Consider the following 25,793-nt stretch of genomic DNA (forward strand, 5'->3'; position numbering starts at 1 on the left):
AATATTCCTTAAAGAATACTGCGGTTTGGCTGGAGGGACGGTGTTGTCCATCCCGACGTGAACGAGGAACCGGGCGAGGCGGCGAAAGCGAGAAAACAACGGCGCTACAGGCGAGCCCCTACAGAAAGCCGCCGACGTGGACGGCCGCGAGCGCCTCCAGAAATGCGGGAAACCAGAGGCTGAGGAACCAGAGCAGAACGACGACGGTGAACGCCTTCATCAGGAACGTCCGTGGGTCGGATGGAATCATCGTGAACTCGTGTTTCGACTTCTCGAGTGGACCCTACACGGGTATCTCGTAAAGAACTCCCGATTGTTTCCGACCCTCTGAGCAACCAGTCACTGTACTTCGGTGTCGCGGCTCACTCGCTGATGAACTTGTTCCTGTCAGCAAGGTCAAGAAGTATTATGAGTATGTCACGACAATTAGCAGATAGGTTAAGCACCGATGAGCAACACCCATGAACGCAACCAGCAGGTCAACGTTGTCGTCACAGAAGACCAGAAGGCACGGTGGAAACAGCATCTTGATGAAAATGGTGCGGAGTTCCAAAGCCTGTCTCACCTCATCCGACAGGCAGTCGAAAAAGAGGTCAGTAGTAACGAACCTGACACACAAACCCAGTCAGGACCAACCCGAGACAACAGCGAGGTTCTCGAAGCGATTGGGCGTCTCGACGACAAACTGCAGGGCTTCGAGACGAGGCTGGCGAGTATCGAGAACGGCGTTCGTCACGACCCCAACGTAAGAGAAGTCGCAAACCAGCTCTTCGAGCACCTCCCCACGAAGGCAGTGTTCAGATAAGCTGATTCCATGCGAAGGCGAAGGCTCGAAGCCAATCGTCGGCGGTGTCTGCTTCGGCGTTGCTGAAACAGTTTGAGAAACAGATAGTTCGTCGTTTTACCTCTCGAAAGAGACGTTCGACGCTGTTCCGATTTCCATGTTTACCGGAGCTGAAATCGAGGCCGTGCCGGCGGCAGGCGTCTTTCAGTGAGTGGGAGCCATCGACGAGAAGCACGGCGCGTTCGACGTCGTGTTTCTCGCGGAGTTCAGAAAAAATGCGTGAGCAATCGCTTGTTTGTGGTCGCATCAAGCCTTGTGTGGAGCAATTCATTTGTTTCGGGATCGACAGCAGCGTACAGCCAGTACTGCTCATCATTGAGCTGGATCACGGTCTCGTCAACCGCAACGTGACCCGGACTCTGTCCAGATTCGGGCTGTAGATCTGCCTTGTGAACCCAGTTGTGAACAGTAGACCGTGCACGTTCGACACCAAATATTTCAAGAATAGATACAGTATTTGAAAGAGACTGTCCAGCAAGATGCAGCTGAATACTGAGCTTCATCAGAAAACGTGGTGTCGCTTCGCGTTCGACAAACTCTAAGTCGATCTGGTCGATATTACCGCTGAGGCAGTCGTTTTCGGGCATAAGTCACTTTGAAAACGCACCGCCACTTTTCACTCCTTATCTGAACACCACCAGCGTGGGGGGTGTGATGAGTCGCTTACCCCGAACTGCTCATTCCACCATCCAAGACGAGTGATTCCCCGTTGACGTAATCGCTCAGGTCGCTTGCCAGATATAGCGCCGCGTCGGCGACATCGCCCGGCGTTCCTGCACGACCACTCGGAACATTCTCGAGAAACTCATCTTCCGCGTCAGTCCCAAGAATCGGCACATCTTCAGTCGTCATCTTGGTTTCGATGAGTCCCGGATGAATCGCGTTGACTCTGATTCCTTCCGGGCCGAGCGCGTCAGCGGAGGCGTAGGTCATCAGTCGGACTGCGCCCTTACTGGCACAGTAGGAGACGTATGCGCCGGTTCCTTCCAGTCCGGCAACGCTGGAGAGGTTGATAATCGATCCGCCACCGTTGTCGACCATCCGTTTGGCTGCTCGTTGTGTCCCGAAGTAGACTCCTTTCACGTTGATATCCATCAGCCAGTCGAACTCCTCCTCCGAGAGACTCAACATATCTTCGGACCGGAACACGCCGGCGTTGTTAACCATCGTATCGACGCCGCCAAACTCTTCGGCGGCATCCATTGCACTGTCAAGGTCATCGATACTGGTCACGTCACACTCTACGAAGGTTGCACTCGCCTCTGTCTCTTCTTCGACACTTTCGTGTGTCGGCGTTCCGCCTTCACGTGGTTCCACCTGAATATCCGCAACAACAATATCGGCACCGTGTTCCGCGAATCGGTGAGCCATCGCCCGTCCGTTCCCGCTCGCTGCCCCAGTGATTACTGCCGTTTGTCCGCTGAGCATTGCTGTCATTGGCTGAACACCGTTTTGTTATTGGACAAGTACTGGAATAAAGATATGTGTCGGTTTAAAGGTATTTTTCAGTTAAGCTAATTCCATGCGAAGGCGAGCAATCTAAGCCATTCTTCAGCAGTTTCTGCTCTGGTTTTGCTGAAACGGTTTGAGAAACTGGTAGCTCTGCATTTTATGTCACGCAAATTCTGGCTTGTAACAACCCCCACGTGGAGCGTTTGTAGCGACAAAATGGGGCTTTTCGTCTCTGTCCAACGGCTGTCCCTGATTGAGACGTATCTACGTGATTTGCTACGTCAAGAGGCAGAAACGGCCTCTGGATACGGACAAAACCGGAGAGGAGATCGCGGCTAACTCGGTGCCCATTTTACTCAAGCACAGAAGTCACTACTGACCTAGACAAATGTAGAACTCTTCTATATTGTCACTCCGAAATGAACTTGTTGTCCCGCCAGTTCACGCCGCCCTCCCCGTCGCCGCTGCGGGGGCTTTCGACCACTTCCACGCTCGCGGGACGTTCCTCCCCCTCGACGATCCGGGTCGCCTGGAGTTCACCGTCGGACTCGGTGATCGCGGTGAGCGTCCCCTTCTCGGACAACAGCGCGATCTCACGGAGCACCAGGAACATCGGATACTGGAGGGCGGTGTTTTGCAGCACCGTCTCCCGGTCGCCTTTAAAACAGGCGAACTCGACGAGCTCGGAGGGGATCTCCTCTTCCTCCTCGCGGGCCCACTGCGGGCCGCCCGCCCGGGGGGGCTCCTCCTCGTAGACGCGCGTTTCGGTGACGCTCGCCTTCAGCTGTGCCGTCGGCGTGTACTTGCTGATGCTGTCGTCCGCCGAGACGGCCTTCAAAATCAGCGTGTTGTTCCGCCGGGTGATCTCGACGTCTTCCACCTCCGGCGGCAGTTCTGGGTCGTCGTCGAAGAACGATTCGACGTCTTCGAGGGGCAGTTCCAGCGTCGAGTGAAGTCTGAATACGCGGCCTGACATGGATTGAAGCGGTCGTTGATCGATCGGATTCCGGCGTGTCGGGGGCAGCGGTACACCCCGCACGGCGACGGTGTCTACTCCCTAGTACGCACCGAGGGGTTATATGAGCTATCCTTCAGGACGCCCCACAGCTTCGAGGGAAGCGTCACGCGTCCGAAAGCGTCACGCGTCCGAAAGCGTCACGCGTCCGAAAGCGTCACGCGTCCGAAAGCGTCACGCGTCCGAAAGCGTCGACTCGAGTTCGCCCCGTTCGTCGAGCTCTGCGAGCACGTCGCTCCCGCCGACGAACTCGCCGTCGACGAACGTCTGCGGGATCGTCTCCCATCCACTGTGAGATTCGAGAGCCTCCCGGTACTCGGGAAGCGCCGGCAACACATCGACCACCTCGAACTCCTCTGTGTACTGACCGACGAGCTGGAGCGCCCGCTTCGAGTAGCCGCACTGTGGCATCAGTCGGTTCCCCTTGATGAACAGTACGACGTCGTTCTCCTCGATCGCTCTGTCGACTCGCTCGTCGACTTCCGCTTGAGACAGGTTTCCGCCTGGCTGGAACGTCATCGACTTCCGTTAGAAGTTGACAGGGAAATGCGTTCCGCCGCCGAGAGTCGAGATCTGTTATTCGCTGTCGCTCTCGCGGGCGACCTGGACGACGTTCACAAGCGAGTAGACGGGCACGTCATCGATCTCCTCGACGCCCTGTTTGTCGACGAGGACACAGCAGGCGACCGGGGTGCCTCCCTGCGCGCGGACCGCCTCGACCGTCTCTGTGAGCGTCGTCCCGGAGGTGATGGTGTCGTCGACGACGTAACACTCCCGGTCGCGGATCGTCGCGAAGTTCTGGGAGAACCCGCCGCCCTTCTCGGCGATGTCGCCCTCGTCCCACTGGTGTTTCGCCGGCGCGTACGTCCCCAGGTCGGTGTCGAGTTCGCGCGCGACGGTGGTCGCAATCGGCGCACCGGCCTTCTCGATGCCGATCGTGAGATCGACCTCCTCGCCCTGTTTCGAGAGCAGGTCCGCCATCGCCCGGCCGACGTGGGTGAGTCGGGCGGAGTCGCGGCCGATCGCGCTCCAGTCGACGTGGATGTCGGCGGGACGGGCGGTGGCGGGCTCCGGCGTGGATTCAACCCGGTTCGCGCCGCTGCGTTCCACCAGCCAGCTTGCGGTCTCCCGGGAGACGTTCAGTTCGTCTGCGATCTCCCCTTTCGAGAGTCCGCGTTCCGCGAGTTCGGCTGCGCTTTCGATCAGGTCGTCAACGTTCTTCATGAGATGCAAATTCGACGGCTGTTTTTATAGTCGTGTCGTCATCCGCGAACGCCGTCTCGTACTCGTCGAGCCCGTAGACGCCGGTGACAAGCCGGTCGAGGAACGCCTCATCGAGGCCGGCAAGCGTGTCGATCGCCGCCTCGAAGTGGCCGGCGTGGGAGTTCACGCTACCCACGAGCGCCTTGTTGTGGAGGACGAACTCCCGATGGAGCTTCCCCCCGTCGATCTCGAACGACCAGTCCCCGGGGACGCCCAGTAGCGCGCCGACGCCGTTGGGCGCCAGCGCCTCGATCGTCTCGAACGCGTGCGGGGCGTAGCCGGTCGCCTCGTAGATCAGATCCATCGCCTCGTACGCCGCCGGGATCTCCGACACCGGCGTCTCCGTGGAGTTGACGTACGTCGAACCGAGCCACTCGATGATGTCGATCGTCGGATCCGGACGCTCGCGCCGGCCCAGACAGTACGTCCGGTCGTACTCCCGTTCGAACGCCGCCAGGGTGATCAGTCCGAGACTGCCGTTGCCGAGCACGAGCGCCGATTCGGGCTGCCAGTCGAACGCCGACCGCGTGGCCTCGGCGTGTTCGACCGCCTTTTCGGTGATCGAGAGCGGTTCGACCAGAAACCCCCACTCCGCGAGTTCCGGCGGCAGCCGTACCAGATACTCCGCAGGGGAGGTGAAGTACTCCGCCATGAACCCGTGGGCACCGACGATCCCCCGCTCGAGGTACTGTCCCTCGGGCGCCATGTCGGGCTCTCCCCGTTCGAAGTAGTCGTTCGTCCCGTTCGGTGGGCGTCTCACCGTCGGTACGACCAGTTCGCCCTCCTCGAGGGCGGTGCCGTTCGCGTCCTCGACCACGCCGACGGCTTCGTGGCCGAGCACGAGGTGGTCCTCCCCTTCGGGGAAGTCCCCGTGAACCCCCTCGATGACCTCGTGGTCGGTGCCGTCGACGCCGACGCGGAGCGTCCGGACCAGCGCCTCCCCCGTGGACGGTTCCGGACGGGGCTTTTCGATGCGCTCAACGGTGGCGTTCCCGCCCTCGCGCCGAACCGCTATGGCTTCCATGTGTCCATGCAAGTGGAGGAGGCACAAAAGATTTATTCTATATCGAGTAAAGACTGCATCCCGGCAGGGGGCGAACGGACCAGAAGCTCCAGCACCGCACGACGAGTCCTCGAAAACGAAGCGGGGAATCCCCAAACGGCGGGGCGACAGCGTCCGAGATCAGCTATCGTCGCAGCACGTCGAGCGTCTCGGCGGCCTCCCGCGCCGCCGACAGCGCCTCTCGCGCGCGTCGCGGGTCGTCAGTGGACTCGGCGGCGCGCGAGAACTTCACGACCGTCCGGACGAGCGAGTCGTGGGCCTGTGAGAGCCCTCCCTCGACCGGCGGGGAGTCGACGGCATCTGACGGATAATCGCCAACGCTTTCGGATGTGTCGCGAGCGTTCGACGAGGAGTCTCCGGCGGGTCCGCCGGCCGTCCCGGACTGTTCCGGCGACATCTCCCGTCTATCCGAGGCGTCGACAGCACTCCGTTCGGCCCCCGTCGGACGTTCGTCGGCAGTCGTCGTCTCTCTCGTGTCTTCAGGGAGCTCTTGGGAGCCGCCGTCGTCACCCTCCGAACGCTGGCAGGTCGGACAGAACTCCTGTCCGTCGTACCGGAAGATGGGATCGCCGCAAGTGTCGCAGTGACGATTGGTCATCGTCGCTCCTTTCAGGAGGAGGTCGCTCATCACCTGCGTCGACTGACGCTTCTCTCGGTCGCGTTCGTACTTCTCGCGGAGTTTCTCCCGCTCGGCTTCCTTGTCGAAATCACTCATATCCGTACACACGGCCCTAAAAAGGAAAAAGACGACGGAAACGGGGACAGAGCGATACGAGCCAACAGAACGAGAAGTTCCGCGTTCAGTCTTCGGTTCGGGTCGGCCCCAGATCGTCGACTTCGCCGCGGTGGAGTTTGGCGCCGTCCTGGGCGACCTGCCGCGCGAGGACGGCACACTTGATCCGCATCGGGGAGATGTCTACACCCAGCATCTCGGTGACGGTGTCCGTGTCGAGTTCGTCCAGTTCCTCCAGAGTCATTCCCTGAAGACGATCGGAGAGCATGCTCGCACTCGCCATCGAGATCGCACAGCCGTCGCCGGTGAAGGCCACGTAGTCGATCGTCTCGCCGTCGTCCTCGAGTCGCACGTCGATCCGGATCGTATCGCCACACGAGGGGTTCTCCCCCACGTGGCTGAAGTCGGAATCCTCCAACTCCCCGTAGTTGCGGGGGTTCTTGTAGTGATCCAGGATCTGCTGGCGATACATGTCCGAGCCCAGTCCCATTGTGGGTCGAATTAGTCGAGTGCCGCTCAAAAGGGTTCCGGGGTGGAACTACAGTGGCGGCGGGGAACCTTAGACGTCTTCGAGCCGGTCCAGCACGGCGTCGGCGTCGTACTGGAGTTCCAGCGAACGCGACCGACCCCGCCCGTCGACATCCGTGTACTCTGCCTCGATGAGGTTGAGTCGGTCGAGCTTGTTCACGATCTCCGAATACCGCGTGTAGCCGAGGTCGGTCCGTTCGTGGAACGCCTCGTACACCTCGCCCGCCTGTTCGCCGTCGTGGTCGGCGACCACGGCCAGAAGCGTCCGCTCGGAGTCGGTCAACCCGCGGAGCGACCGCGAGAGGTGCACGTACTTCGATTTGTCGTACGCCTCCTCGATGTCCTCCGTCGAGACGGTTCGGGAGGCGCGCATCTCCGCGTTGAGCCCCGCGCGTTTGAGCAGATCGATCCCCACCCGGAGATCGCCGCTTTCGGCGGTCAGCTCGGCGACCCGCTCCAGTTCCGGCCGACCGGCGACCCCGTCGTGGAACCCCCGCTTTGCCCGCTCGTGGAGGATGTCGTAGATCTCGTCGACGTCGTACACCGGGAAGTACACCTCCTCGGGGCGGAAGACGCTCTGGACCCGGGAGTCGAGCGAGTCGACGACGTCCAGATCCAGATCCGAGGAGATCAAGATCACGCCGATCTTCGCGCCGGAGTGGGCCTCGTGGGCGCGCAACAGCGAATAAAGCGTGTCGGACGCCTCGTTTTCATAAAAGAGGTAGTTCACGTCGTCGAGCGCGACGACGAGGACGTCGTCCTCCTCGACGAGCTGCTCTGCGACCTGGCGGAACAGCTTCTTGAAGGAGACACCCGAGGAGGGCGGCTCGTAGTCGAAGATCGCCTCGAACAGCCGGGAGAACACTGCATACCTGGTCGAGTCGACCTGGCAGTTGACGTGGACCGTTCTGACCTCCGTCTGGGCGCGAAGCTCCCCGAACAGCTTCTGGACGGCGGTCGTCTTCCCGGTTCCCGGCGGCCCACGAACCATCGTGTTGAGCGGTCGCGAGCCACGGACGGCCGGGCGAAGCGCGTACTTCAGGCTCTCGAGCTGGCTCTCGCGGTGTTTGAACGTCTCGGGAACGTAGTCGATCTCGAAGACGTGCTCGTCGCGAAACACCGATTCGTCCCACGAGAGCATCCCATCGTCGTGGCCGTCTCCCATCGGCTGTATCACGGATCGCCGGTCACTTAACCGTTCCCCGGCCTCGGAGTGGAAGTGAAATCCTCATTTTTAGGGCCCGCTCGCACCCATTAGTTGACGTATCTCGTTCAGTTTCAGGGCGCTGTCGGAGCCGCGTCGCTGCGAGTCACCGCGCGTTGTCGGAGGGGTCGTTTTTTTACTGCGTTCCTCGCAACTGTGGGCCATGGCGAAGGAGACGGCGGAAGCATCCGGTCCGATCGACGCGTTCCGGCAGTTCTTCGCCCTCCAGCGCGACGTGCTGGTGCTCTCGCTGGCGATGTTCGCGTTCAGCCTCGGGTTCCAGATGACGAACCGGTTCCTCCCGGAGTACATGGTCGCGCTCGGAGCGACCGGGTTCGTCGTGGGACTGTTCGGCACGTTCGGCAACATCATCTCCGCCCTCTATCCGTATCCCGGCGGAGCCATCTCCGATCGCATCGGCTCCCGGTACGCGCTTACCGTCTTCGGGCTCTTTTCGACGCTCGGGTTCGCCGTCTGGCTGTTCGCGCCGACCATCGGGGCGTTCACTGTCGCGGGCGTCACGATCGAGCCGTGGGTCTGGATCTTCGTCGGCCTCCTGCTCGCCCAGGCGTGGAAGTCGTTCGGGCTGGGCGCGACCTTCGCGGTCGTCAAACAGGCGACGGATCCCTCGCGGCTTGCGGCCGGCTTCGCCAGCACCGAAACGTTTCGTCGGACAGCGTTTCTCGTCGGACCGGTGCTCGCAGCGATCCTCATCGATCTCCACCCCGACTTCACGGTGAGCTTCCGGTACGTGCTCGCGGTGGCGGTGGTCTTCGGCGTCGTCGGGACGGTCGCCCAGCATTTCCTGTACGACGCCAGCGCGGACACGATCGGCGGCTCCTTCGAGGGGATCGCGCGCATCCGTCGGGACCTGCGGGAGATGCCCGAGGAACTTCGCCCCCTGCTCGTCGGCGACACGCTCGTTCGATTCGCCAACGGGATGGTGTACGTCTTCTTCGTGCTCGTGGTCACGCAGATCCTCCAGGTCGGCCTTGAGACGACGATCGCTGTCGGCGGGTTCAGCTACGACGTCAGCCTCTCGCCGGCGGCCTTCTTCGGCTACCTGCTCGGCGTGGAGATGTTGATCGCGCTGCTGGTGATGGCCCCCGCCGCGAAATTCGCCGAGTCTGTCGGACTCAAGCCGGTCGTCGCGGTCGGGTTCGCGGTTTACGCGATCTTTCCGGTTGTACTCATAAACACCCCCGCGAGCGCGGCGGCGTTGGTCGTGGTGTTCGCGTTTTCGGGGCTGCGCTTCGCGGGACTCCCCTCGCACAAGGCGCTCATCGTCGGCCCCGCCGAGAGCGGCACAGGCGGTCGGGTCACCGGGACCTATTACCTGCTGCGGAACACGATCGTGATCCCGAGCGCGGCGATCGGCGGCGCCCTCTGGGAGTTCGTGAGCCCGGAGGTCGCGTTCACGATCGCCGCCGCGATCGGCGTCGTCGGCACGGGCTACTTCCTGGTGTACGGAAAAGAGTTCGAGGCGTACGCGTGATCAGAACCCGTCGCCACAGTCCGGACAGACCAGTTGCCCGTTCACGGACGTGAGCTCCGGGGACAGCGAGCCACACACCTCACAGATGCTGTTTTCGACCGCCGGATCGGATCCCTCGTGGATATGTGTCGGCTCCCGAACTGTCGTCGTCGCCGCGAGCAGGTCCCGCTCGGTGATGACGCCGATCGCCTCGTTCTCCTCGGTGACGATCAGCTGTCCCGCGTCTTCCCCGAGCAGGAGTTCCTCGACATCCGCGAGGCGCTCTTCGGCCGACACGGTCGGTACGGGTGGCTCCATGACCGCGGAGACGTCGTTTTCCAGCGATTCCTCGGAGAGCACCGCAGCGAGAACGTTGCGGGCTGAAAGCGAGCCGACCGGCTCGTGACCCCGCAGGACAACGAGATAGTCGGCGTTCTCCTCGATCAGTAGCTCGGCGGCGTCCTCGAGTGCGTCCGACTCGCTCACCCCCAGGAACTCCCGGTGCATCACGTCCCTGACGGTCGGTTCGTCCCTCATATCCGTATCTTACCGTCCATCCTGTAAAAACTGCCCCCGGTACGGTTATATCGGTGCTGCACGTAGTTTTATAATCTGCGTCGATCGGTCGGGACAGCGACAACCCGTCGGCCTTCCGGATCGTCGACGACCCGTCGCCCTTTTGCGTCCAGATGTCGCTCGTACGAACATGACCATTCCGTCGTTCGTGATCGGAATCGCCGGGGGGACGGGGGCTGGAAAGACGACTGTCGCACAGTTGGTTACGGAAAACGTCGAGGACGCCGTCACCAGGATTCCGCTTGACAATTACTACGAGGACCTCTCGCATCTCGATCTGGAGGAACGTTCGGACGTCAACTACGATCACCCGTCAGCCTTCGAATGGGAACTGCTTCGGGAGCAACTGACTCACCTGCTCGAGGGACGAACGGTCGAGATGCCCCAGTACGATTTCGAGATCCACAACCGGAAAGACGAGCGAATCACCGTCGAGCCGACCGACGTCATCGTGCTCGAAGGGATCCTCGCGCTGTACGACGAGCGGATAAACGAGATGCTCGACCTTCGGCTGTACGTCGAAACCGACGCCGACGTTCGGATCCTCCGGCGGATCCAGCGGGACGTCGTCGAACGGGGACGGGATCTCGAAGGCGTGATGCGACAGTATCTCTCGACGGTGAAGCCGATGCACGAGCAGTTCGTCGAGCCGACGAAGAAACGCGCCGACCTCGTCGTTCCCGAGGGGGCAAACAGCGTCGCCGTGAACCTGCTCGAAGAGAAGATACAGGCGGAAGTCGAGGGGGACGCGGTTCGGTCGTGGGATCGCGAGACGATCGAAAAACGGGTTTCGGAAGGGTTCGACCTGGATTCGGCACAGACGACAGAGTAGTTGCTCAGCGGTCGTCGCGTATCCTCGTCGCTCAAGCGCGGAAGTAACACTTTACTTGAGAGGCCCACTTTTCCGATGCACAACTCGACTCGATGATCCCAGATATCCAGGAACGGGATGCGAAGACCTCGTTGGGTTGCTCGGCGCTACAGGAGATCGATAGATGGTAGCAGAAGCGATCGAACCCGGGTTACTCACGGATTTCGGGTATATAATCGTCGCCGCAGCTGTCGTGGGGTTTCTCGCGGCCCGCACTGGACAGCCGACGATCATCGCCTACATTCTGACGGGGCTGCTGCTCGGGCCGGCGGTTTTCGGGCTCGTCTCGCCCAGTGTCCTGACCGAGACGATGGCCGAACTCGGGCTGGCGTTTCTCCTGTTTCTCCTCGGGATCAAGATGCGCATCGACGAGATCAGACACGTCCTCGCGCCGATCGTCAAGATCTCGATCCCGCAAATGGCGCTCGTGGCCCTCGTGGGCTTCGGGACCGCCCTCCTTCTCGGGTTCAGTCAGTGGGAGTCCGTCATCATCGGACTGGCAGTGATGTACAGCTCCACCGCTGTCATCATCAAGATGCTGACCGACAAGGGGACTGCAACCACGTTGCACGGCAAGATCGACATCGGTGTCCTGCTGGTTCAAGACATCGTCGTCGTGATCCTGCTCGCCATCCTGGCGGCGGGCCAGCCCGACAGCGCGGTCGACGTGTTGACGACGCTGGGGATCGTTCTCGCCCTCGTCGTGGCGATCGGCGTCGTCGCGATGGTGGCATCGAGATACGTCCTCCCGCCGATATTCCGGCGGATCGCCGACGACACACAGGTGTTTTTCCTCATTGCGATTTCCTGGGTATTCCTGTTTTTGTTCGTCTCCCAGGAACTCGACCTCTCGATCGAAATGGGGGCGTTCCTGGCAGGGATCGCAATCGCACAGATGCCGTACAGCAAGGAACTGCAAGCAAAGGTCGCCCCGCTTACGGACCTGTTCATCCTGGTGTTCTTCGTCTCCGTGAGCCTAGAGCTGGAGGCCGCGGATCTGTTCACGTTCTGGCAAGAGGCCGTCATCGCAGCGCTGGTTCTCATACCCGCGAAGTTCGTCGTGTTCTTCTACCTGATCGACTGGCAGGGGTTCGACATCGAGACGACGTTCCTCGGCAGCGTCAACATGATGCAGGTGAGCGAGTTCGGGCTGATCGTCGGCGCGGTTGCCGTCACTGGTGGATTCATCGACGAGGGGATCCTCGGCTTTCTCACCCTCGTTGCCCTGTTGACGATGAGTCTCTCGGTGTACTTCATCAAGTACAACGCTTCACTGTTCGAGCGTGTCAGGCCGGCCCTCGATCGGTGGGCCGGCGACGACGAAGGACGCCCAGAACTGGACGAGTATCACGACCACGTGGTGGTCGTCGGGTTCGACGAGATCGCCCGACGGGCGATGCTCCTGCTCGACGACCGCTACGAGCAGATCGTCGTAATCGACAGAAACGTTTCAGAGATCGACGCGATCGAGGCGGCGGGATACGACGCCATCTTCGGGGACGCGAAGTACGAAAAGATCCGCAAGGAAGCGAGGGTGAAGTACGCAGACTTCGTGTTCTCCTCGTCGGTCCAGACCGACGTTAACGAACTCCTCCTCGAGGACGCCGGGGCGGACACCACCGTCTTCGTCGAGGCCGAATGGCCACAAAATGCGATCGAGCTCTACGACCAGGGTGCCGATTTCGTCGCCGTCACGCCGCAGCTGTCCGCCGAGCAACTGCAACAGTATCTGGTAACGTACCTGACGAACCCGTCGGAGTTCGAGGACACGCTGCGTGCGGATCTGGAGATCCTGCGGTCGGAGGAACTGTTCCCACAGACCTGCGCCACCTGGAGGAGTTCCGATGACTGAACTACTGACCGTCATTTCGATCGTCTTTATCATCGCCGGCCCGTTCCTCCTTCTGGCCAACTACCTCCGGCTGCCGACTGCGCCCGCACTGATCGTCGCCGGGCTGGCCGCCGGGGGGTTCATCGATCCGCAGCTCAAACTCGAGATGGCGCGGCTGGGGATCGCGCTCCTCGTGTTCACCTTCGCCGTTCGCATCCAGACGACCGACCTCCAGACTGCGATCGGCGACAGCGAGGTCGTCGCGCTCGCACAACTGGCGATCGTCGGGCCGGTAGGGTTCGGTGCCGGATTGCTTCTCGGTCTCGGTCCCGGACAGGCGATCTTCCTGGGGATCGCGACAGCGATCTCGTCATCCATAGCCGGGTCCACATTGTTCTTGCCCGGAACTCTGGAGTTAGTTCATGATCGGCTCTCTGAATCCATCCACTCGATACAGGACTTCACCGCACTGATCCTCTTGCTGATCGTGAGTGGAGGCGCGTTCGCCCTGGACCCGATCGCGAACCAGTTCGGCTACGGTGTCATGTTGTTGTTGCTCGCGATTGCGATAAACCGCTACCTGTATGACCTGCTCGTTCGGTTCTCCGGGGGCGTCGACGAGTCGCTGCTCATCGGAACGATCGCCCTGTTGCTTTTGTTCCTCGGAGCAGCCGAATTCGTGGGGCTCTCGATCGTCGTCGGCGCGTTCGCGGCCGGCGTCGCAGTCCCCCACGAGGGCGTGGAGTACTCCGGCGTACTCAACGGCCTCGAACCGATAAACAACTTCTTCGCCGGGATCTTCTTCATCACGGTCGGTGCGCTGGTGACCCTGCCGACGTGGGAGGTGATCGTGACGACGCTGGTTCTCGTCGGCGTGGTCGGAATCATCAAACCCGCGGTGACGATAGCCCTGCTGATATACAAGGGGTACGAGCGGCGAACGGCGACGCTTACGGGATTCAACCTCGATCAGATCGGCGAGTTCGCCCTCATCATCGCGATCGAAGGCCTCTTTCTGGGCCTGCTCGCCTCGTCGGTCTTCGATGCGATCATTCTCGCCGCCGCGATCACGTTGCTCACCTCCAGTTTCACCCGCCAGTACGACGAGGAGATCTACCATCTGCTCGCCAATAACGGACTGCTGGGCCGCCATGGAAGAACCGTCGAACGGTGGAGCAACGTTCCCGAGGACCTCACCGATCACATCGTCATCGTCGGCTACGGACGCCACGGTCGACGGCTCGTGGAAACCTGCGAAGAGCACGATCGATCGTACGTCGTGATCGAGAGCAACCCCGCACTCATCGACGACCTTCAGGAGAACTGTCGGGCCCACGTCTTCGGGGACGTAGTCGAGCCGAAAACCCTCGAAAAGGCCAGGCTGACCGAGGCGGATCTGGTGATCTCGACGGCCGACTCGCGCCCGGTGAACGAGCACGTGGTTTCGTATTCCAATCGGGTCGACGTCATCGTCAGGTCGAAAGACAGAGCCAGCGCCAGGGAGCTTCTCGACAGCGGGGCGTTCTACGTGAGTGTCTCGGACCTGCTCGCTGCCGATCGCCTGGAGGAACGGTTCGAGGGTCTGATCGAAGGGAACTACGACAGGGAGATGTTACGCCAGGAGGCACTGGATTCCATCGATGAGTACAGTGGTGCTCCGTATCGCGCGGCCGACGAACGAGTCAGCGTTTGACATCTATCCGTACTGTGGGGACTGATGCCTCTCGGTCATCCCCCTTCGATCCCGCGCAACGTCTCGGCGACGTCTTCCGGCGTCGCCGTCTTCGCCTCGACACGGTGATCCGGGATAAAAAGCGGCGTCGGGTTTTCATCGAGTGCGTCCCGGACAGTTTCGACGTCGTCAGGTTCGTCCGGATTTAGCCCCGACAGCTGGACCACCTGGCTCACGGTCGCCGTCTCGCCGTACGGGATCTTCCGGGTCGCCTCGAGGACCCGTCGTCGGTCCGTCGCCAACGTGAGCGCGACGCCGACATCCTCGAAATCATCGCGTTCGCCCCCGAGATACGCCCCGATCCGATCGAGGAGCGGATGGTCCGTGTCGGCGTCCGCCGGCGCCGACTCGGGGAACGAGACGCTGATGACGCGCCCGCTCGCGAGGCCGAGCTGGACCACACGGCCGATGCGGTCGAACTGCCGGGCGAACACGCCGGTCGATCCGTTCAAACTCCCGTCGAATTCCACGTTCGATCACCTGTGAGGTCCTCGGTCGTCACCGGCCTTAAACGCTCGAGTCGTGACCGACGGCGTGGCGTTTATGCCCTTGCCGCGCACGTGATCGAACAACGATGGCGAAAGCGGGGATCGACGAGGAGAGCGTGACTGGAGTGCCGCCGTCGATGGCACCAGTCGCCCACGAGCTGACGCCGATGCTTACTCAGTACGTCGAACTGTGTGCCGACCACGAGGACGCACTCGTCTTGTTTCAGGTCGGCGACTTCTACGAGGCGTTCTGTGAGGCGGCCGAGGCGGTCGCACGGATCTGTGAAGTGACCCTGACGCAACGCGAGGACTCGACCGGCGAATACCCGATGGCCGGGATCCCGATCGACAACGCCGCCTCCTACCTCGAGCCGCTACTGGAGGCAGGCTACAGGGTCGCGATCGCCGACCAGGTGGAGGACGCCGAGGAGGCGACAGGGCTGGTGGATCGCGCCGTCACGCAGGTGATCACCCCCGGGACGATCGTCGACGACGAACTGCTCGACAGTGGCGCAGCGAACTACGTCGCTGCGGTCGCCGGCACGAAGCCGACCGACGGGACCGCAGAGAGCAGAGCCACTGACGGCGAGCTCGTCGGGCTCGCTGCCGTCGACGTCTCCACCGGGGAGTGTCTGGTCACCGACGGCGACCGCGCAACGATCGCCGAAGAACTCCAGCGGATCGCTCCCGCCGAGCTCCTCCGGTCGCCCGACGCCCCAGAATTCTCGCCCGACACGGCAGGCGTCGACTGGGACGTAAATGCGTACGATCCGGCGGCGTTCGAACTCGACCGCGCGAGCGACAGGCTCGGGGAGTACGTCACCGATCCGGAACGCCGGTTTTCGCCGGCACAGCGACGCGCTGCCGGCGCCGTGCTCGCGTACGCCGAGTACACCCAGGGGGACGACGGGCCCCTGGAGTACGTCTCCCGGGCCCGGCGGTACGACACGCGGGATCACCTCCGGCTGGATTCGGCGGCGCTCAGGTCGCTGGAACTGTTCGAAAACCGCGGCAGCGTCGACGGGACCACGCTGTTCGACAGCCTGGATCGAACCGTCTCGGCGCTGGGACGGCGACGTCTCGAGCGCTGGCTCAGACGACCCCTCGTGGACCGGGACCGGATCGAGGCCCGCCACGACGCCGTCGCGGAACTGGCCGACCGGCCGATCGTCCGCGAGGAGATCCGCGACCGCCTCGCGGCGGCGTACGACCTCGAACGTCTCGTCGGCCGGATTTCCAGGGGGCGCGCGGACGCACGCGATCTCCGGTCGCTTTTCGCCACCCTCGAGATCGTGCCCGAACTCCGGGATGCGCTTTCAGACGGCGACGCGACGGACGCGGAAGGCGACGCCCCCAAAAGCGACGCCCTCGAGAAGCTCCACGACCGGCTGGATCCCCTCGCGGACGTCCGCGAACTGATCGACGAGGCGATCGCCCCCGACCCGCCCACGGAGATCACTGAGGGCGGAATCGTCCGCGAGGGGTACGACGAACGGCTCGACGAGCTCCGGGCGACCGAACGCGACGGCCGGGCCTGGGTTGCGGATCTCGAGGCCCGCGAACGGGATCGGACCGGCATCGACTCGCTGAAGGTCGGTCACAACCAGGTCCACGGCTACTACATCGAGGTGACCGATCCGAACCTGGATCGGGTGCCGGACGACTACCGCCGGCGGCAGACGCTGAAGAACGCCGAGCGCTTTTATACCCCGGGGCTGAAGCGGCGCGAAGACGAGATCCTCGGGGCCGCCGAGCGCGCCGACAGCCTCGAATACGAGCTGTTCACCGACGTTCGATCGAGCGTCGGCAGCGAGGCCGACCGGATCCAGGCGCTCGCGTCGGCAATCGCCGAACTCGACGCCCTCGCCTCGTTTTCGACCGTCGCAGTCGAGCGGGAGTACGTTCGGCCCTCGGTTCGATCCGACGGGAAGATCGAGATCGAGGGCGGACGACATCCGGTGGTCGAGCGAACCAACTCGGAGTTCGTTCCCAACGACGCCACGCTTCCCCGGGGGAGCATTGCCGTCATCACCGGTCCGAACATGAGCGGGAAGTCGACGTATATGCGCCAGATCGCGCTGTGTGTGGTGCTCGCGCAGTCGGGGAGCTTCGTTCCCGCCCAGCGGGCACGGCTTCCGGTCGTCGACCGGGTCTTCACCAGGGTGGGCGCGAGCGACGACATCGCGGGCGGGGAGTCGACGTTCATGCGGGAGATGGCCGAGCTGACGGAAGTACTCCACGACGCGACGCCCGACTCGCTCGTCCTGCTGGACGAGGTCGGCCGCGGCACTGCGACGACGGACGGGCAGGCGATCGCCCGTGCCGCCGTCGAATTCGTCCACGATGAGCTGGAAGCGACCACGCTGTTTGCGACACACTACCACGACCTGACGACGCTCGCCGACGAGTACGAGCGGGTGTTCAACCTCCACTTCACGGCGACCCGGGAGGACGGCGACGTGACGTTCCTCCACCGGGTGGCCCGCGGGCCGTCCTCGTCCTCCTACGGCGTCGAGGTCGCCGAGATGGCAGGCGTCCCGGATCCCGTCGTCCAGCGTGCGCGGGAGTTCCTCGAGGCAACCGACCCAGGGGAGCCCTCACGAGTCGAAACCGCTGACGCGGACGAATCCGGCCAGGGGGAAGACTCCCCGAGTTCCAAGCAGGAAGTGCTCTCCACGCTCCGGGAGGTCGACCTGGCCCGGACGACCCCGATAGAGGCGCTGGTCACGCTCCAGGAGCTACAGGAACGGCTCGACGATGAGTGACGAAGCTACCGAAAACGGGGTCGAGCCGTCCAGAGTCCGCGAGCTGGACGCCGACACCGTCGAACGGATCGCCGCCGGCGAGGTGATCACCCGGCCGGCGCGGGTGGTCGCCGAACTCGTCGAAAACGCCCTCGACGCCGGCGCATCCAGGATCGAGATCACGGTCGACGGAGACGGGACGGACCGCGGGAACGCGGGGACGCGGGGAGACCACGGCCGGCAGGGACGGGACGACACCCGCCACGGACGGATCCGCGTCGCCGACGACGGACGCGGAATGAGTCGCCGGGACGCCGAACTCGCGGTCGAACCCCACACGACGAGCAAGCTCGGGACGGCAGCCGATCTCCGGCGGATCGACACCCTCGGCTTCCGGGGTGAGGCGCTCGCGGCGGTCGCTGAATCGGCGACGCTCGACATCGTCACCAACGACGGCGGCGACCGGGGGACCCGCGTGCTCGTGGAACGCGGCGACGAGACCGTTGCCGACGCGGGTCGGGGTCGAGGCACCACCGTAGAGGTAACCGACCTGTTCGCCGACCGACCGGCCCGGTTGGCGTCGCTTGCGGATCCGGGCACCGAGTTTTCGCGGATCTCGACGCTCGTCGCGGATTACGCGCTCGCCCGTCCAGACGTTGCGGTCTCGCTGGTTCACGACGGCCGGGAGACGCTGTCGACGAACGGCGACGGTGTTCGGGGGGCGCTGTTGTCCGTTTACGGCAAAGAAGTCGCCCGCCGGGCAATCGAACTGGACCGGACCGTCGAACTCGACGTCGAGGATGTCGAGCAGGTCGCTCCGGATGACGAATCGCGTGAAGGTTCGATCGAGTGTCGGATCCAGGGGGCGATCGTCCCGCCGGTCGAGACCCGTGCCTCGCGGGGCGCCACCCGAATCGCGATCGGGGATCGTCCCGTGTCGAACGAGGAACTCGCCCGCGCAGTCGAGTCCGGCTACGGGACGCTGCTCCCCGACGGGCGCCATCCGATCGTCGCGATCGACGTGGGGCTGCCCTCCCGGCTCGTCGACGCCAACGTCCATCCGGCGAAGCGGAGGGTCGCCCTGTCCGTCTCAGGGGCGGTCGAATCAGCTGTCGAGACGGTGGTTTCCGAAGCTCTCGAGACCGCAGACGTCGAGCGGGCCGCCGCCGCACCCACCGATCTCGCGACGCCGCTTGCGGCCGAGGGCACCGCCGACGCAGCCGGTCCCGCGGCGTCGCTCGCCGGCGCAGAAGTTATCGGCCAGTACAGGGAGCTGTATCTGCTGTGTGAACTCGACGGCGACCTGATCGTCGTCGACGGCCACGCGGCCCACGAACGGGTGAACTACGAGCGGCTCCGGGCGGCACTCTCCGGGGAGGCGATCCCGCAACGCGATCTGGAACCGCCGGCAACCGTCTCGCTTGATCCAGGACATCCCTCCGTGTTCGAGGCCAACGAGGAGACGATCCGGGAACTCGGCTTCGACGCCGAATCGTTCGGGGGCAACCTACTCCGGGTTCGTGCGGTGCCGGCCCCGCTGGGGCGGGAGGCGGATCCCGACGTGCTCTGTGACGTGCTGGATCGGCTGGCCGGCGGCGGCGATCCGGACCGGAGACGGGACCGCTTGCTCCGAGACCTCGCGTGTCACCCGTCGCTGAAGGCGGGACAGACGCTGACCGACTCGGCGGCGAACGCGCTTTTAAATCGGCTCGCGGAGTGTGCGGAGCCGTACGCCTGTCCGCACGGTCGGCCCACGCTGTTGCGAATCGAGGAGGCGACGCTCGCCCGGGAGTTCGACCGCGAACAGACCCGGTTCGGGTGAGCGTTGGAGGCCCGAGGACTGCGGCCGGGGTCGATCCCACTCGAAAGGCTTAGTGACGCGCCCGCTCCACGACGGGTATGCGCGACTGCTTCGAGCTGCGGGACGCCGACTGTCTCGGCCGAATCGGGGAACTGTCCGTCCCCAGGGCCGACGCAGTCGTCGAGACGCCGGCGCTGATGCCGGTGATCAACCCGAACCTGGAGACGATCGCTCCCTCTCGTCTCCGCGGGGAGTTCGGCGCTGAAATACTGATCACCAACTCCTACATCATCCACTCGAACGACGATCTCCGGGAGCAGGCCCAGTCTGTGGGGCTCCACGAGATGCTCGGGTTCGACGGCGTCATCGCCACCGACTCGGGTTCGTTCCAGCTCGCCGAATACGGCGACATCGACGTGACGACCGAGGAGATCCTCGCGTTCCAGCGGGAGATCGGCTCCGACGTCGCCACCCCGGTCGACATTCCGACGCCACCGGCCGCGAGCCGCGAGCAGGCCGAACGCGACCTCGAGACGACCGAGACGGCACTCGCTGACGCCGAGGCCGCAGACACCGGCGAGATGCTCGTCAACGCACCGATCCAGGGGTCGACGTATCCGGACCTCCGGGAACGGACCGCCGAACGCGCCGCCGAAACCGACCTCGACGTGTTCCCCGTCGGCGCCGTCGTTCCCCTGATGAACAGCTACCGCTACGACGAGATGATCGAGGCCGTCCTCGCCGCAAAGCGAGGGCTCGGACCGGCCGCCCCCGTCCACCTGTTCGGCGCGGGCCACCCGATGACGTTCGCGCTGGCGGTCGCGGCGGGGTGTGACCTGTTCGATTCCGCGGCGTACGCGATCTACGCCCGCGACGGGCGATATCTCACCGCCTCCGGCACGGAGCACCTCTCGGAGCTGTCGTATCTTCCGTGCTCGTGTCCGGTGTGTGTCGAGCACACCCCCGACGAACTGCGTGACGCACCCGAAGCGGAGACCGAACGGCTGCTCGCCGAGCACAACCTCCACGACAGCTTCGCGGAGCTCCGCCGGATCAAGGAGGCGATCCGGAAGGGGCGCCTGCTCGAACTCGTCGAGCGGCGGGCCCGGGGCCATCCCGCACTGCTGGACGGCTACAGGGCTCTGCTCGACGGCGCAAAGCAGCTGGAACGGGAAGATCCCACCTCGAAAGGCACGTTCTTCGCCGTCTCCCCCGAGAGCGCACGTCGACCCGAGGTTCTCCGACATCACGACCGTCTCGACCGTCTCGACGTTCCCGACAGCGTGCTGATCACCGAAGGTGGAGTGCCGAGAACACACGAATACGACGCAGTCTGGCGGATCAATCCGCCGTTCGGGCCGTATCCCCGCGAACTCGCGGAGACGTACCCGCTGACGGCCGAGACGCCCGATCGGGCCGACGAACGCGCTCAGCGAGCCGCCGCCGACGGGGTCGCTCGGCTGGCCGACGTTGCACCCGACAGCCGGATCCAACTCGCACACGACGACTGGGTCGACTCGGCACTCGACTGCGTCCCCGGGGGAGTCGAACTCGAGAACCTAGCGGAGATCGAGCGCCGGGACGACGAGGAGTGATCGACCGGACGACGACGGAACGCAAAAGCTTCCCGCCTCCGGGTTCGATCCGTTTTCATGACCGACTACTTCGAGGTCCTCGAACGGGACGGCCCCGCCCGGATCGGGGAGCTCCGGCTCGACCCGCCGGTCGCGACGCCGGCGACGATCGACGACCGGCTCCGGGACGCCGGATCGCTGTGGGCTGCCGATCGGGAGATACCCGAGCCGGACGACTCGGTGTTGACCGTGCTTCCCCACCGGGCGTTCCCGTCGGGGACGCCGCCCGACGTCCGCGACGCGTTCGCGGTCGATCCGGCCGACGTCGACGCACCGACCGCCGCGGTCGTCTCCAGTGAAGCCGCCGAACGTTCGGGTGGGGAAGCGTCCGAACTCGCTCCCGACGACGGCGTCGACTGTCCACCGGACGCGTACGTCCTCTCTGACGTCCAGGGATTCATCGGGCACGCGTTCGGCCTGAAAGAGGCGGTACTCGCAATCAAGGAAGCGGTTCCGGCCGACACCGCACTGTCTCTCTCCGGCGTGGCGACGCCCGCGAACGTCGCGACGCTTTCGTACGTCGGCGTCGACCTGTTCGACCGGACGTACGCCCGGATCGCCGGCTCCCGGGGGCGATACCTCACCGCCGACGGCGAACACTTCCTCGAGGATTTGACCGAGCTTCCCTGTTCGTGTCCGGCGTGTCAGGGTCCCCGGGAGGAGTTCACCCGTGAGGACTGCAGCCAGCACAACGTCAACGCGCTGGAGGCGGAGCTCCGCCGGGTTCGCGAGCGGATCCGTGCCGGGCGGCTCCGGGACTACATCGAGGGGCAGGCCCGCCACGAGGCGTGGCTGACCGCGGCGTTCCGGGAGTTCGATCAGCAGTACAGCTACCTCGAACAGCGGACCCCCGTCGTGCGCGACACCGAACTGCTCGCGGCAAGCGAGGACACCATCCGGCGGGTGGAGATCCAGCGGTTCGCCGACCGGGTGACGACCCGGTACCGAAATCGGTTTTCGGCGCCGCTGGCGTTGGTTCCCTGTTCTGCGCGCAAGCCGTACTCCGACTCCCAGAGCCACAAACAGTTCCACGATGCGATCGGCTGGCGAGCCCACATCGTCTCGATGACCTCCCCGATCGGGGTGGTCCCGCAGGAGCTCGAATTGACATATCCGGCCCAGCATTACGACACGGTGGTGACGGGCCAGTGGTCCGAAGACGAGAAGGGGTTCGTCGCGGAAGTTCTGGAGCGGTATCTCGAGGGCAACGACTACCCCCGGGTGATCGCGCACGTCCCCGACGAGGGCTACCGCGAGATCTGCGAACGGGTGGCCGAGGAGGTCGACGTCCCGTTCGAGTTCACCTGCGATGGCCACCCGACCTCGGCCGACTCGCTGTCGAATCTCCGGGAGGTGCTGGAGGGGGAACTGGCGTACGCGAAGCGCCAGCGGGAGCACAACACGGTCCGCGCGATCGCCGACTACCAGCTCGGCCCAGGCGCCGGCGAAGACGTCTTCGGCGACGGCGCGATCGAGACGACCGGCCGATACCCGAAGCTCCAGATCCGCGCCCGCGACGTCGACCGAGGCGGGGACGACAGCGATCAGCTGGCGACTGTGGTCCCGCAGTACGGCACCCTGGCGTTCACGCTCGCCGGCGCACGCCGGTGGGTCGAAAGCGACGCGCCGACGAAACGCGTCGAGATCGACGGGTTCGTCCCCCACGGGTCGGTGCTCGCGCCGGGCGTCGTCGACGCCGACGACGCGATCCGGGTCGGCGACGAGGTCGTCATCGAGGGGCCGAAGGCGTTCGGGGTCGGGCGGGCGGCGATGTCGGGCCCGGAGATGGTCGAATCGACGCGGGGCGTCGCCTCCGCGGTACGGCACGTCGAAGAGAAGTAGCGCCTGTCGTCGGGCTAGTTCGGTGAGGGGCGATCACACCCGCGGCCCGATCGTCGGTGGCAGGTGTCGTTCGATCATCCGGATGGAATCAGTCCATTTATCGGGGTTGCTGTCCGCCGATACGGTGTGGTATCGACGCTGAGTTCGCTGCTGCTTGGAACCGTCTTCGGCCTGGCGCTGGCTGCGCCGCCCGGCCCGATGAACGCGATCATCGCCGAGGAGTCCGTGGTCCGGGGGTGGCGGGAAGGATTCATGGCCGGACTGGGGGCCGGCGTCGCCGACCTGCTTTTCTTCGTCCTGGCGTCCGTCGGCGTCGTGGCAGTCGTCGAGCGGTTCGAGACTCTCCAGGCCGTGATGATCGGCGTGGGCGGGCTGTTCATGCTGTACTTCGCGTACGACGCGATCCGGAGCGCACGCGCGTCGTTCCGGCCGACCGACGGGACGCTCCCCGAGAGCCGCGGATTCCGGAAGGCGCTGGTCCTCGGACTGTCGAACCCCTACCAGATCCTCTTTTGGCTCACGATCGGCACGGCCCTGTTGCGTCCGGGTCGGGTCGACCTGTTCGCGCAGGTGCCCTACGTCGGCGAGGCGCTTGCCGGAACCGTCATCGTCGAAACCGGGTCGGCGGCGCTCGTCGGCGGGCTGTTCGTCGGGATCGGGATCTGGATCGTCGCCTACCCGGCGGCGCTTGTGTACGCCGAACGACGGATCGACAGCATGGCGCCGGTCGTCGCCGTGCTGTCGGCGCTGGTGCTCGTGGGGTTCGGCGTCTACTTCCTGTCGGACGCGGCCGCGACGTTACTGGGTTGAGCACCGATCGCAGACCTCCCGGAGTTCCGGCGAAAGCCGACCTCCGAGAACAGGTGGTCGCGGGGACGCGAACCCCGTCAATCGACGCCTCCGACCCGGTGACGTTCCAGAGAGCCTACGCCCACATGGAGGCGGAACGAACCGACGTGGAGGGATCCGGAACCGGCGGCGATGGCTGGTACACGGAGCGCTCGTTGCGAGACGGGGTGCAGTTCGCCGACGTCGACTTCGTCGTCCAGAGCCTCGCAGTCGTCCACCGGGACGGTGACCGCGAGTACCGGCTCAAGTTCGATCGACTGGGCGGGTTCAATCTCCGGATCGTGCTGCCGGCGGGCGAGGAAATCCCCGAAGACGAGTATCGGGAGACGTTCAGACGCATGTTCGCGGACGCGGGTCTCGATCCCGATCACGTCGACGAACTGTCGTTCGAGTACACGCGCTCGATGTGGTGAGGTGCGGTGGATCTCGCGAGGTGATGACGTTCCGAGCGAAGGTCGTCAGGGACTTGGTTCTCAGGCGGCGATGGCCGGGTATGGACGACGCCCACACCGAGACGGTCCGGGCCAGGGGTCACGAGAACGTCCGCGGCGAACACGAGAGCACCTTTGAGGTGACAAGCGACGACTGGCTCACGCCGGCGGGAGACTGTATCCTCGCCGTCGACGCGGATCGAACACCAGCGGACTTTTCCGCAGAATTCGTGGCGGCCTGCAGGGACCGGAACACCACAATCACTGCCCGACTGGAGGTCGCTCCCGTCGGCTCGAACGGCGAGGCGGAGCCGCTCGTCGAGACCATCACCGGACGCGGCGATCCGGAACTCACCTTCGAGAGCGACCGGAGCCTGGTCGGGCGCACGAGCGACTACGTCGACGATCGGACGGTACTCGTGGAGGCGGACTCCGCCGCCGTCGATGTCGACAGGGAACTCGTGGCTGCGCTGGCCGAGGGGGCCGACGTGACGCTGACGCTGACCGTCGAGTGAGAGGGCGGACATCGAGTATGAAAACGTTCTCGTCGGCCGAGCCCATACGGCGCATCATGGCCGAAGAACCCGCCGAGAACATAAGCGGTGGCGCCGGCGGCGGCGGCCGCGCGGAGGCGTTTCCGGACGGCGACCCGGAGACGCGGGCGGAGGCTGTCATCGACGAACTCGGAGACATGTACTGGGAGAAGGCGTACGGGGGACAGGCAGCCTTCGAGTGCCTCGTCCGAACAATCCTGTCACAGAACACCTCCGACAAGGCAAGCCAGCCCGCATTCGAGGAGTTGATGGCCCGATACGGCACGGACGGGAACCCGGAAGCGGGCAAACCGGGAACCGACGACCTCGCCCGGGCGCTCGCCGACGCCGAACGATCGGAGCTGGCGGAGACGATCTCCTCGGCGGGGCTGTACAACCAGAAGTCGAAGGTGATCGGCGAGGCAGCCGAGTGGGTACTCGACTCTTATGGGTCGGCGGTTGCCTTCGACGAGTACGTGACGACGGGCGATCCCGGGGAGGTCCGGGAAACGCTTCTGTCGATCCGGGGAGTTGGACCGAAAACTGCCGACTGCGTGCTCCTGTTTTCGGGGGGTCAGGAGGGGGTTTTTCCCGTCGACACCCACGTCCACCGGATCGCCCGGCGGACGGGTCTCGCACCGCCCGACGCCGACCACGAGGAGGTTCGCGAGCAGTTGGAGGCGGCGGTGCCCGGCGAGAAGTGCGGCTTCGGCCACACTTCGATGATCCAGTTCGGTCGAGAGTACTGCACGGCTCGGGAGCCGGCGTGTCTCGACGGACCCGAGGCGTGTCCCCTGTACGACCTGTGTGACCGGATCGGTATCGACGAACTCGCGGGTGAAGTGGTGGATCCGGCGGACGCAGTCGAGCGATAGTGGACCGGAG

The 25,793-nt window shown here is 64.2% G+C and carries 24 protein-coding genes and 1 pseudogene; 13 read left to right on the forward strand and 12 right to left on the reverse strand.

Annotated features, from left to right (window positions below):
• Positions 1-118: 118 nt before the first annotated feature.
• On the reverse strand, positions 119-250 hold the full coding sequence (locus AArcSl_RS17555) for a hypothetical protein (RefSeq protein WP_281259889.1): 132 nt from the start codon (positions 248-250) through the stop codon (positions 119-121).
• A 198-nt stretch (positions 251-448) separates the two neighbouring features.
• On the opposite strand from AArcSl_RS17555, the gene AArcSl_RS01225 reads away from it, so the two are divergent.
• Positions 449-805 (forward strand): hypothetical protein, encoded by a 357-nt coding sequence (locus AArcSl_RS01225; protein ID WP_119813933.1) that lies wholly within the window; start codon positions 449-451, stop codon positions 803-805.
• Here AArcSl_RS01225 and AArcSl_RS01230 read toward each other — a convergent pair.
• From AArcSl_RS01230 to AArcSl_RS01270, 9 genes and pseudogenes are all read right to left on the reverse strand, one after another.
• Positions 798-1,431: pseudogene (locus tag AArcSl_RS01230) on the reverse strand (IS6 family transposase). The gene AArcSl_RS01225 and the pseudogene AArcSl_RS01230 sit on opposite strands and share 8 nt — an antisense overlap.
• A gap of 76 nt (positions 1,432-1,507) precedes the next feature.
• Positions 1,508-2,281, reverse strand: a complete 774-nt coding sequence (locus AArcSl_RS01235; protein ID WP_193588488.1) for an SDR family oxidoreductase — start codon at positions 2,279-2,281, stop codon at positions 1,508-1,510.
• A 424-nt stretch (positions 2,282-2,705) separates the two neighbouring features.
• Positions 2,706-3,272 (reverse strand): DUF7110 family protein, encoded by a 567-nt coding sequence (locus AArcSl_RS01240; protein WP_119813935.1) that lies wholly within the window; start codon positions 3,270-3,272, stop codon positions 2,706-2,708.
• A gap of 213 nt (positions 3,273-3,485) precedes the next feature.
• Positions 3,486-3,830 (reverse strand): glutaredoxin family protein, encoded by a 345-nt coding sequence (locus AArcSl_RS01245; RefSeq protein ID WP_119813937.1) that lies wholly within the window; start codon positions 3,828-3,830, stop codon positions 3,486-3,488.
• 57 nt (positions 3,831-3,887) lie between these two features.
• On the reverse strand, positions 3,888-4,535 hold the full coding sequence (gene gfcR, locus AArcSl_RS01250) for a transcriptional regulator GfcR (RefSeq protein WP_119813939.1): 648 nt from the start codon (positions 4,533-4,535) through the stop codon (positions 3,888-3,890).
• On the reverse strand, positions 4,522-5,598 hold the full coding sequence (locus AArcSl_RS01255; protein ID WP_119813941.1) for a glucose 1-dehydrogenase: 1,077 nt from the start codon (positions 5,596-5,598) through the stop codon (positions 4,522-4,524). The genes gfcR and AArcSl_RS01255 overlap by 14 nt, the downstream gene beginning before the upstream one ends.
• A 163-nt stretch (positions 5,599-5,761) precedes the next feature.
• Positions 5,762-6,352 (reverse strand): Sjogren's syndrome/scleroderma autoantigen 1 family protein, encoded by a 591-nt coding sequence (locus AArcSl_RS01260; protein ID WP_119813943.1) that lies wholly within the window; start codon positions 6,350-6,352, stop codon positions 5,762-5,764.
• An 85-nt stretch (positions 6,353-6,437) separates the two neighbouring features.
• Positions 6,438-6,860 carry a Fe-S cluster assembly sulfur transfer protein SufU gene (gene sufU, locus AArcSl_RS01265; RefSeq protein WP_119813945.1) on the reverse strand — a complete coding sequence of 141 codons (423 nt, stop codon included), beginning with the start codon at positions 6,858-6,860 and terminating at the stop codon, positions 6,438-6,440.
• A 69-nt stretch (positions 6,861-6,929) separates the two neighbouring features.
• Positions 6,930-8,063, reverse strand: a complete 1,134-nt coding sequence (locus AArcSl_RS01270) for an ORC1-type DNA replication protein (protein WP_119813947.1) — start codon at positions 8,061-8,063, stop codon at positions 6,930-6,932.
• Positions 8,064-8,265: 202 nt separating this feature from the next.
• Between AArcSl_RS01270 and AArcSl_RS01275 the strand changes: the two genes are divergently transcribed.
• On the forward strand, positions 8,266-9,597 hold the full coding sequence (locus AArcSl_RS01275; protein WP_119813949.1) for an MFS transporter: 1,332 nt from the start codon (positions 8,266-8,268) through the stop codon (positions 9,595-9,597).
• Here AArcSl_RS01275 and AArcSl_RS01280 read toward each other — a convergent pair whose 3' ends face one another.
• Complete coding sequence (locus AArcSl_RS01280; RefSeq protein ID WP_119813951.1) at positions 9,598-10,113, reverse strand: CBS domain-containing protein; 516 nt, start codon at positions 10,111-10,113, stop codon at positions 9,598-9,600.
• Between the two features lie 169 nt (positions 10,114-10,282).
• On the opposite strand from AArcSl_RS01280, the gene udk reads away from it, so the two are divergent.
• From udk to AArcSl_RS01295, 3 genes are all read left to right on the forward strand, one after another.
• Positions 10,283-10,984, forward strand: coding sequence for a uridine kinase (udk, locus tag AArcSl_RS01285; RefSeq protein ID WP_119813953.1), 702 nt, complete (start codon positions 10,283-10,285; stop codon positions 10,982-10,984).
• Between the two features lie 163 nt (positions 10,985-11,147).
• Entirely contained in the window at positions 11,148-12,875 is a 1,728-nt protein-coding gene (locus AArcSl_RS01290; RefSeq protein ID WP_119813955.1) for a cation:proton antiporter, read from the forward strand.
• On the forward strand, positions 12,868-14,547 hold the full coding sequence (locus AArcSl_RS01295; protein ID WP_119813957.1) for a cation:proton antiporter: 1,680 nt from the start codon (positions 12,868-12,870) through the stop codon (positions 14,545-14,547). The genes AArcSl_RS01290 and AArcSl_RS01295 overlap by 8 nt, the downstream gene beginning before the upstream one ends.
• Positions 14,548-14,582: 35 nt before the next feature.
• On the opposite strand, the gene AArcSl_RS01300 is transcribed toward AArcSl_RS01295, so the two are convergent.
• Positions 14,583-15,056 carry an MGMT family protein gene (locus tag AArcSl_RS01300; RefSeq protein WP_119813959.1) on the reverse strand — a complete coding sequence of 158 codons (474 nt, stop codon included), beginning with the start codon at positions 15,054-15,056 and terminating at the stop codon, positions 14,583-14,585.
• A gap of 104 nt (positions 15,057-15,160) precedes the next feature.
• On the opposite strand from AArcSl_RS01300, the gene mutS reads away from it, so the two are divergent.
• The 8 genes from mutS (at position 15,161) to AArcSl_RS01340 (ending at position 25,783) form a co-directional block, all read left to right on the forward strand.
• Positions 15,161-17,839, forward strand: coding sequence for a DNA mismatch repair protein MutS (gene mutS / locus AArcSl_RS01305; RefSeq protein ID WP_119813962.1), 2,679 nt, complete (start codon positions 15,161-15,163; stop codon positions 17,837-17,839).
• Positions 17,832-19,640, forward strand: coding sequence for a DNA mismatch repair endonuclease MutL (gene mutL / locus AArcSl_RS01310; RefSeq protein ID WP_119813964.1), 1,809 nt, complete (start codon positions 17,832-17,834; stop codon positions 19,638-19,640). The genes mutS and mutL overlap by 8 nt, the downstream gene beginning before the upstream one ends.
• 77 nt (positions 19,641-19,717) lie before the next feature.
• Positions 19,718-21,214 (forward strand): tRNA guanosine(15) transglycosylase TgtA, encoded by a 1,497-nt coding sequence (tgtA, locus tag AArcSl_RS01315; RefSeq protein ID WP_119813966.1) that lies wholly within the window; start codon positions 19,718-19,720, stop codon positions 21,212-21,214.
• Between the two features lie 57 nt (positions 21,215-21,271).
• Positions 21,272-23,095, forward strand: a complete 1,824-nt coding sequence (arcS, locus tag AArcSl_RS01320; protein ID WP_119813968.1) for an archaeosine synthase subunit alpha — start codon at positions 21,272-21,274, stop codon at positions 23,093-23,095.
• A 126-nt stretch (positions 23,096-23,221) separates the two neighbouring features.
• A complete protein-coding gene (locus AArcSl_RS01325) occupies positions 23,222-23,905 on the forward strand; it encodes a LysE family translocator (RefSeq protein WP_119813970.1) in 684 nt (227 codons plus the stop codon).
• A complete protein-coding gene (locus AArcSl_RS01330) occupies positions 23,902-24,357 on the forward strand; it encodes a hypothetical protein (protein WP_133412111.1) in 456 nt (151 codons plus the stop codon). The genes AArcSl_RS01325 and AArcSl_RS01330 overlap by 4 nt, the downstream gene beginning before the upstream one ends.
• Positions 24,358-24,437: 80 nt before the next feature.
• Positions 24,438-24,890: a DUF371 domain-containing protein gene (locus AArcSl_RS01335; RefSeq protein WP_119813974.1), complete on the forward strand. Its 453-nt coding sequence runs from the start codon at positions 24,438-24,440 to the stop codon at positions 24,888-24,890.
• Between the two features lie 56 nt (positions 24,891-24,946).
• Entirely contained in the window at positions 24,947-25,783 is an 837-nt protein-coding gene (locus tag AArcSl_RS01340) for an endonuclease III domain-containing protein (protein WP_119813976.1), read from the forward strand.
• Positions 25,784-25,793: the final 10 nt, after the last annotated feature.

The organism is Halalkaliarchaeum desulfuricum, assembly GCF_002952775.1.
Taxonomy (GTDB): domain Archaea; phylum Halobacteriota; class Halobacteria; order Halobacteriales; family Haloferacaceae; genus Halalkaliarchaeum; species Halalkaliarchaeum desulfuricum.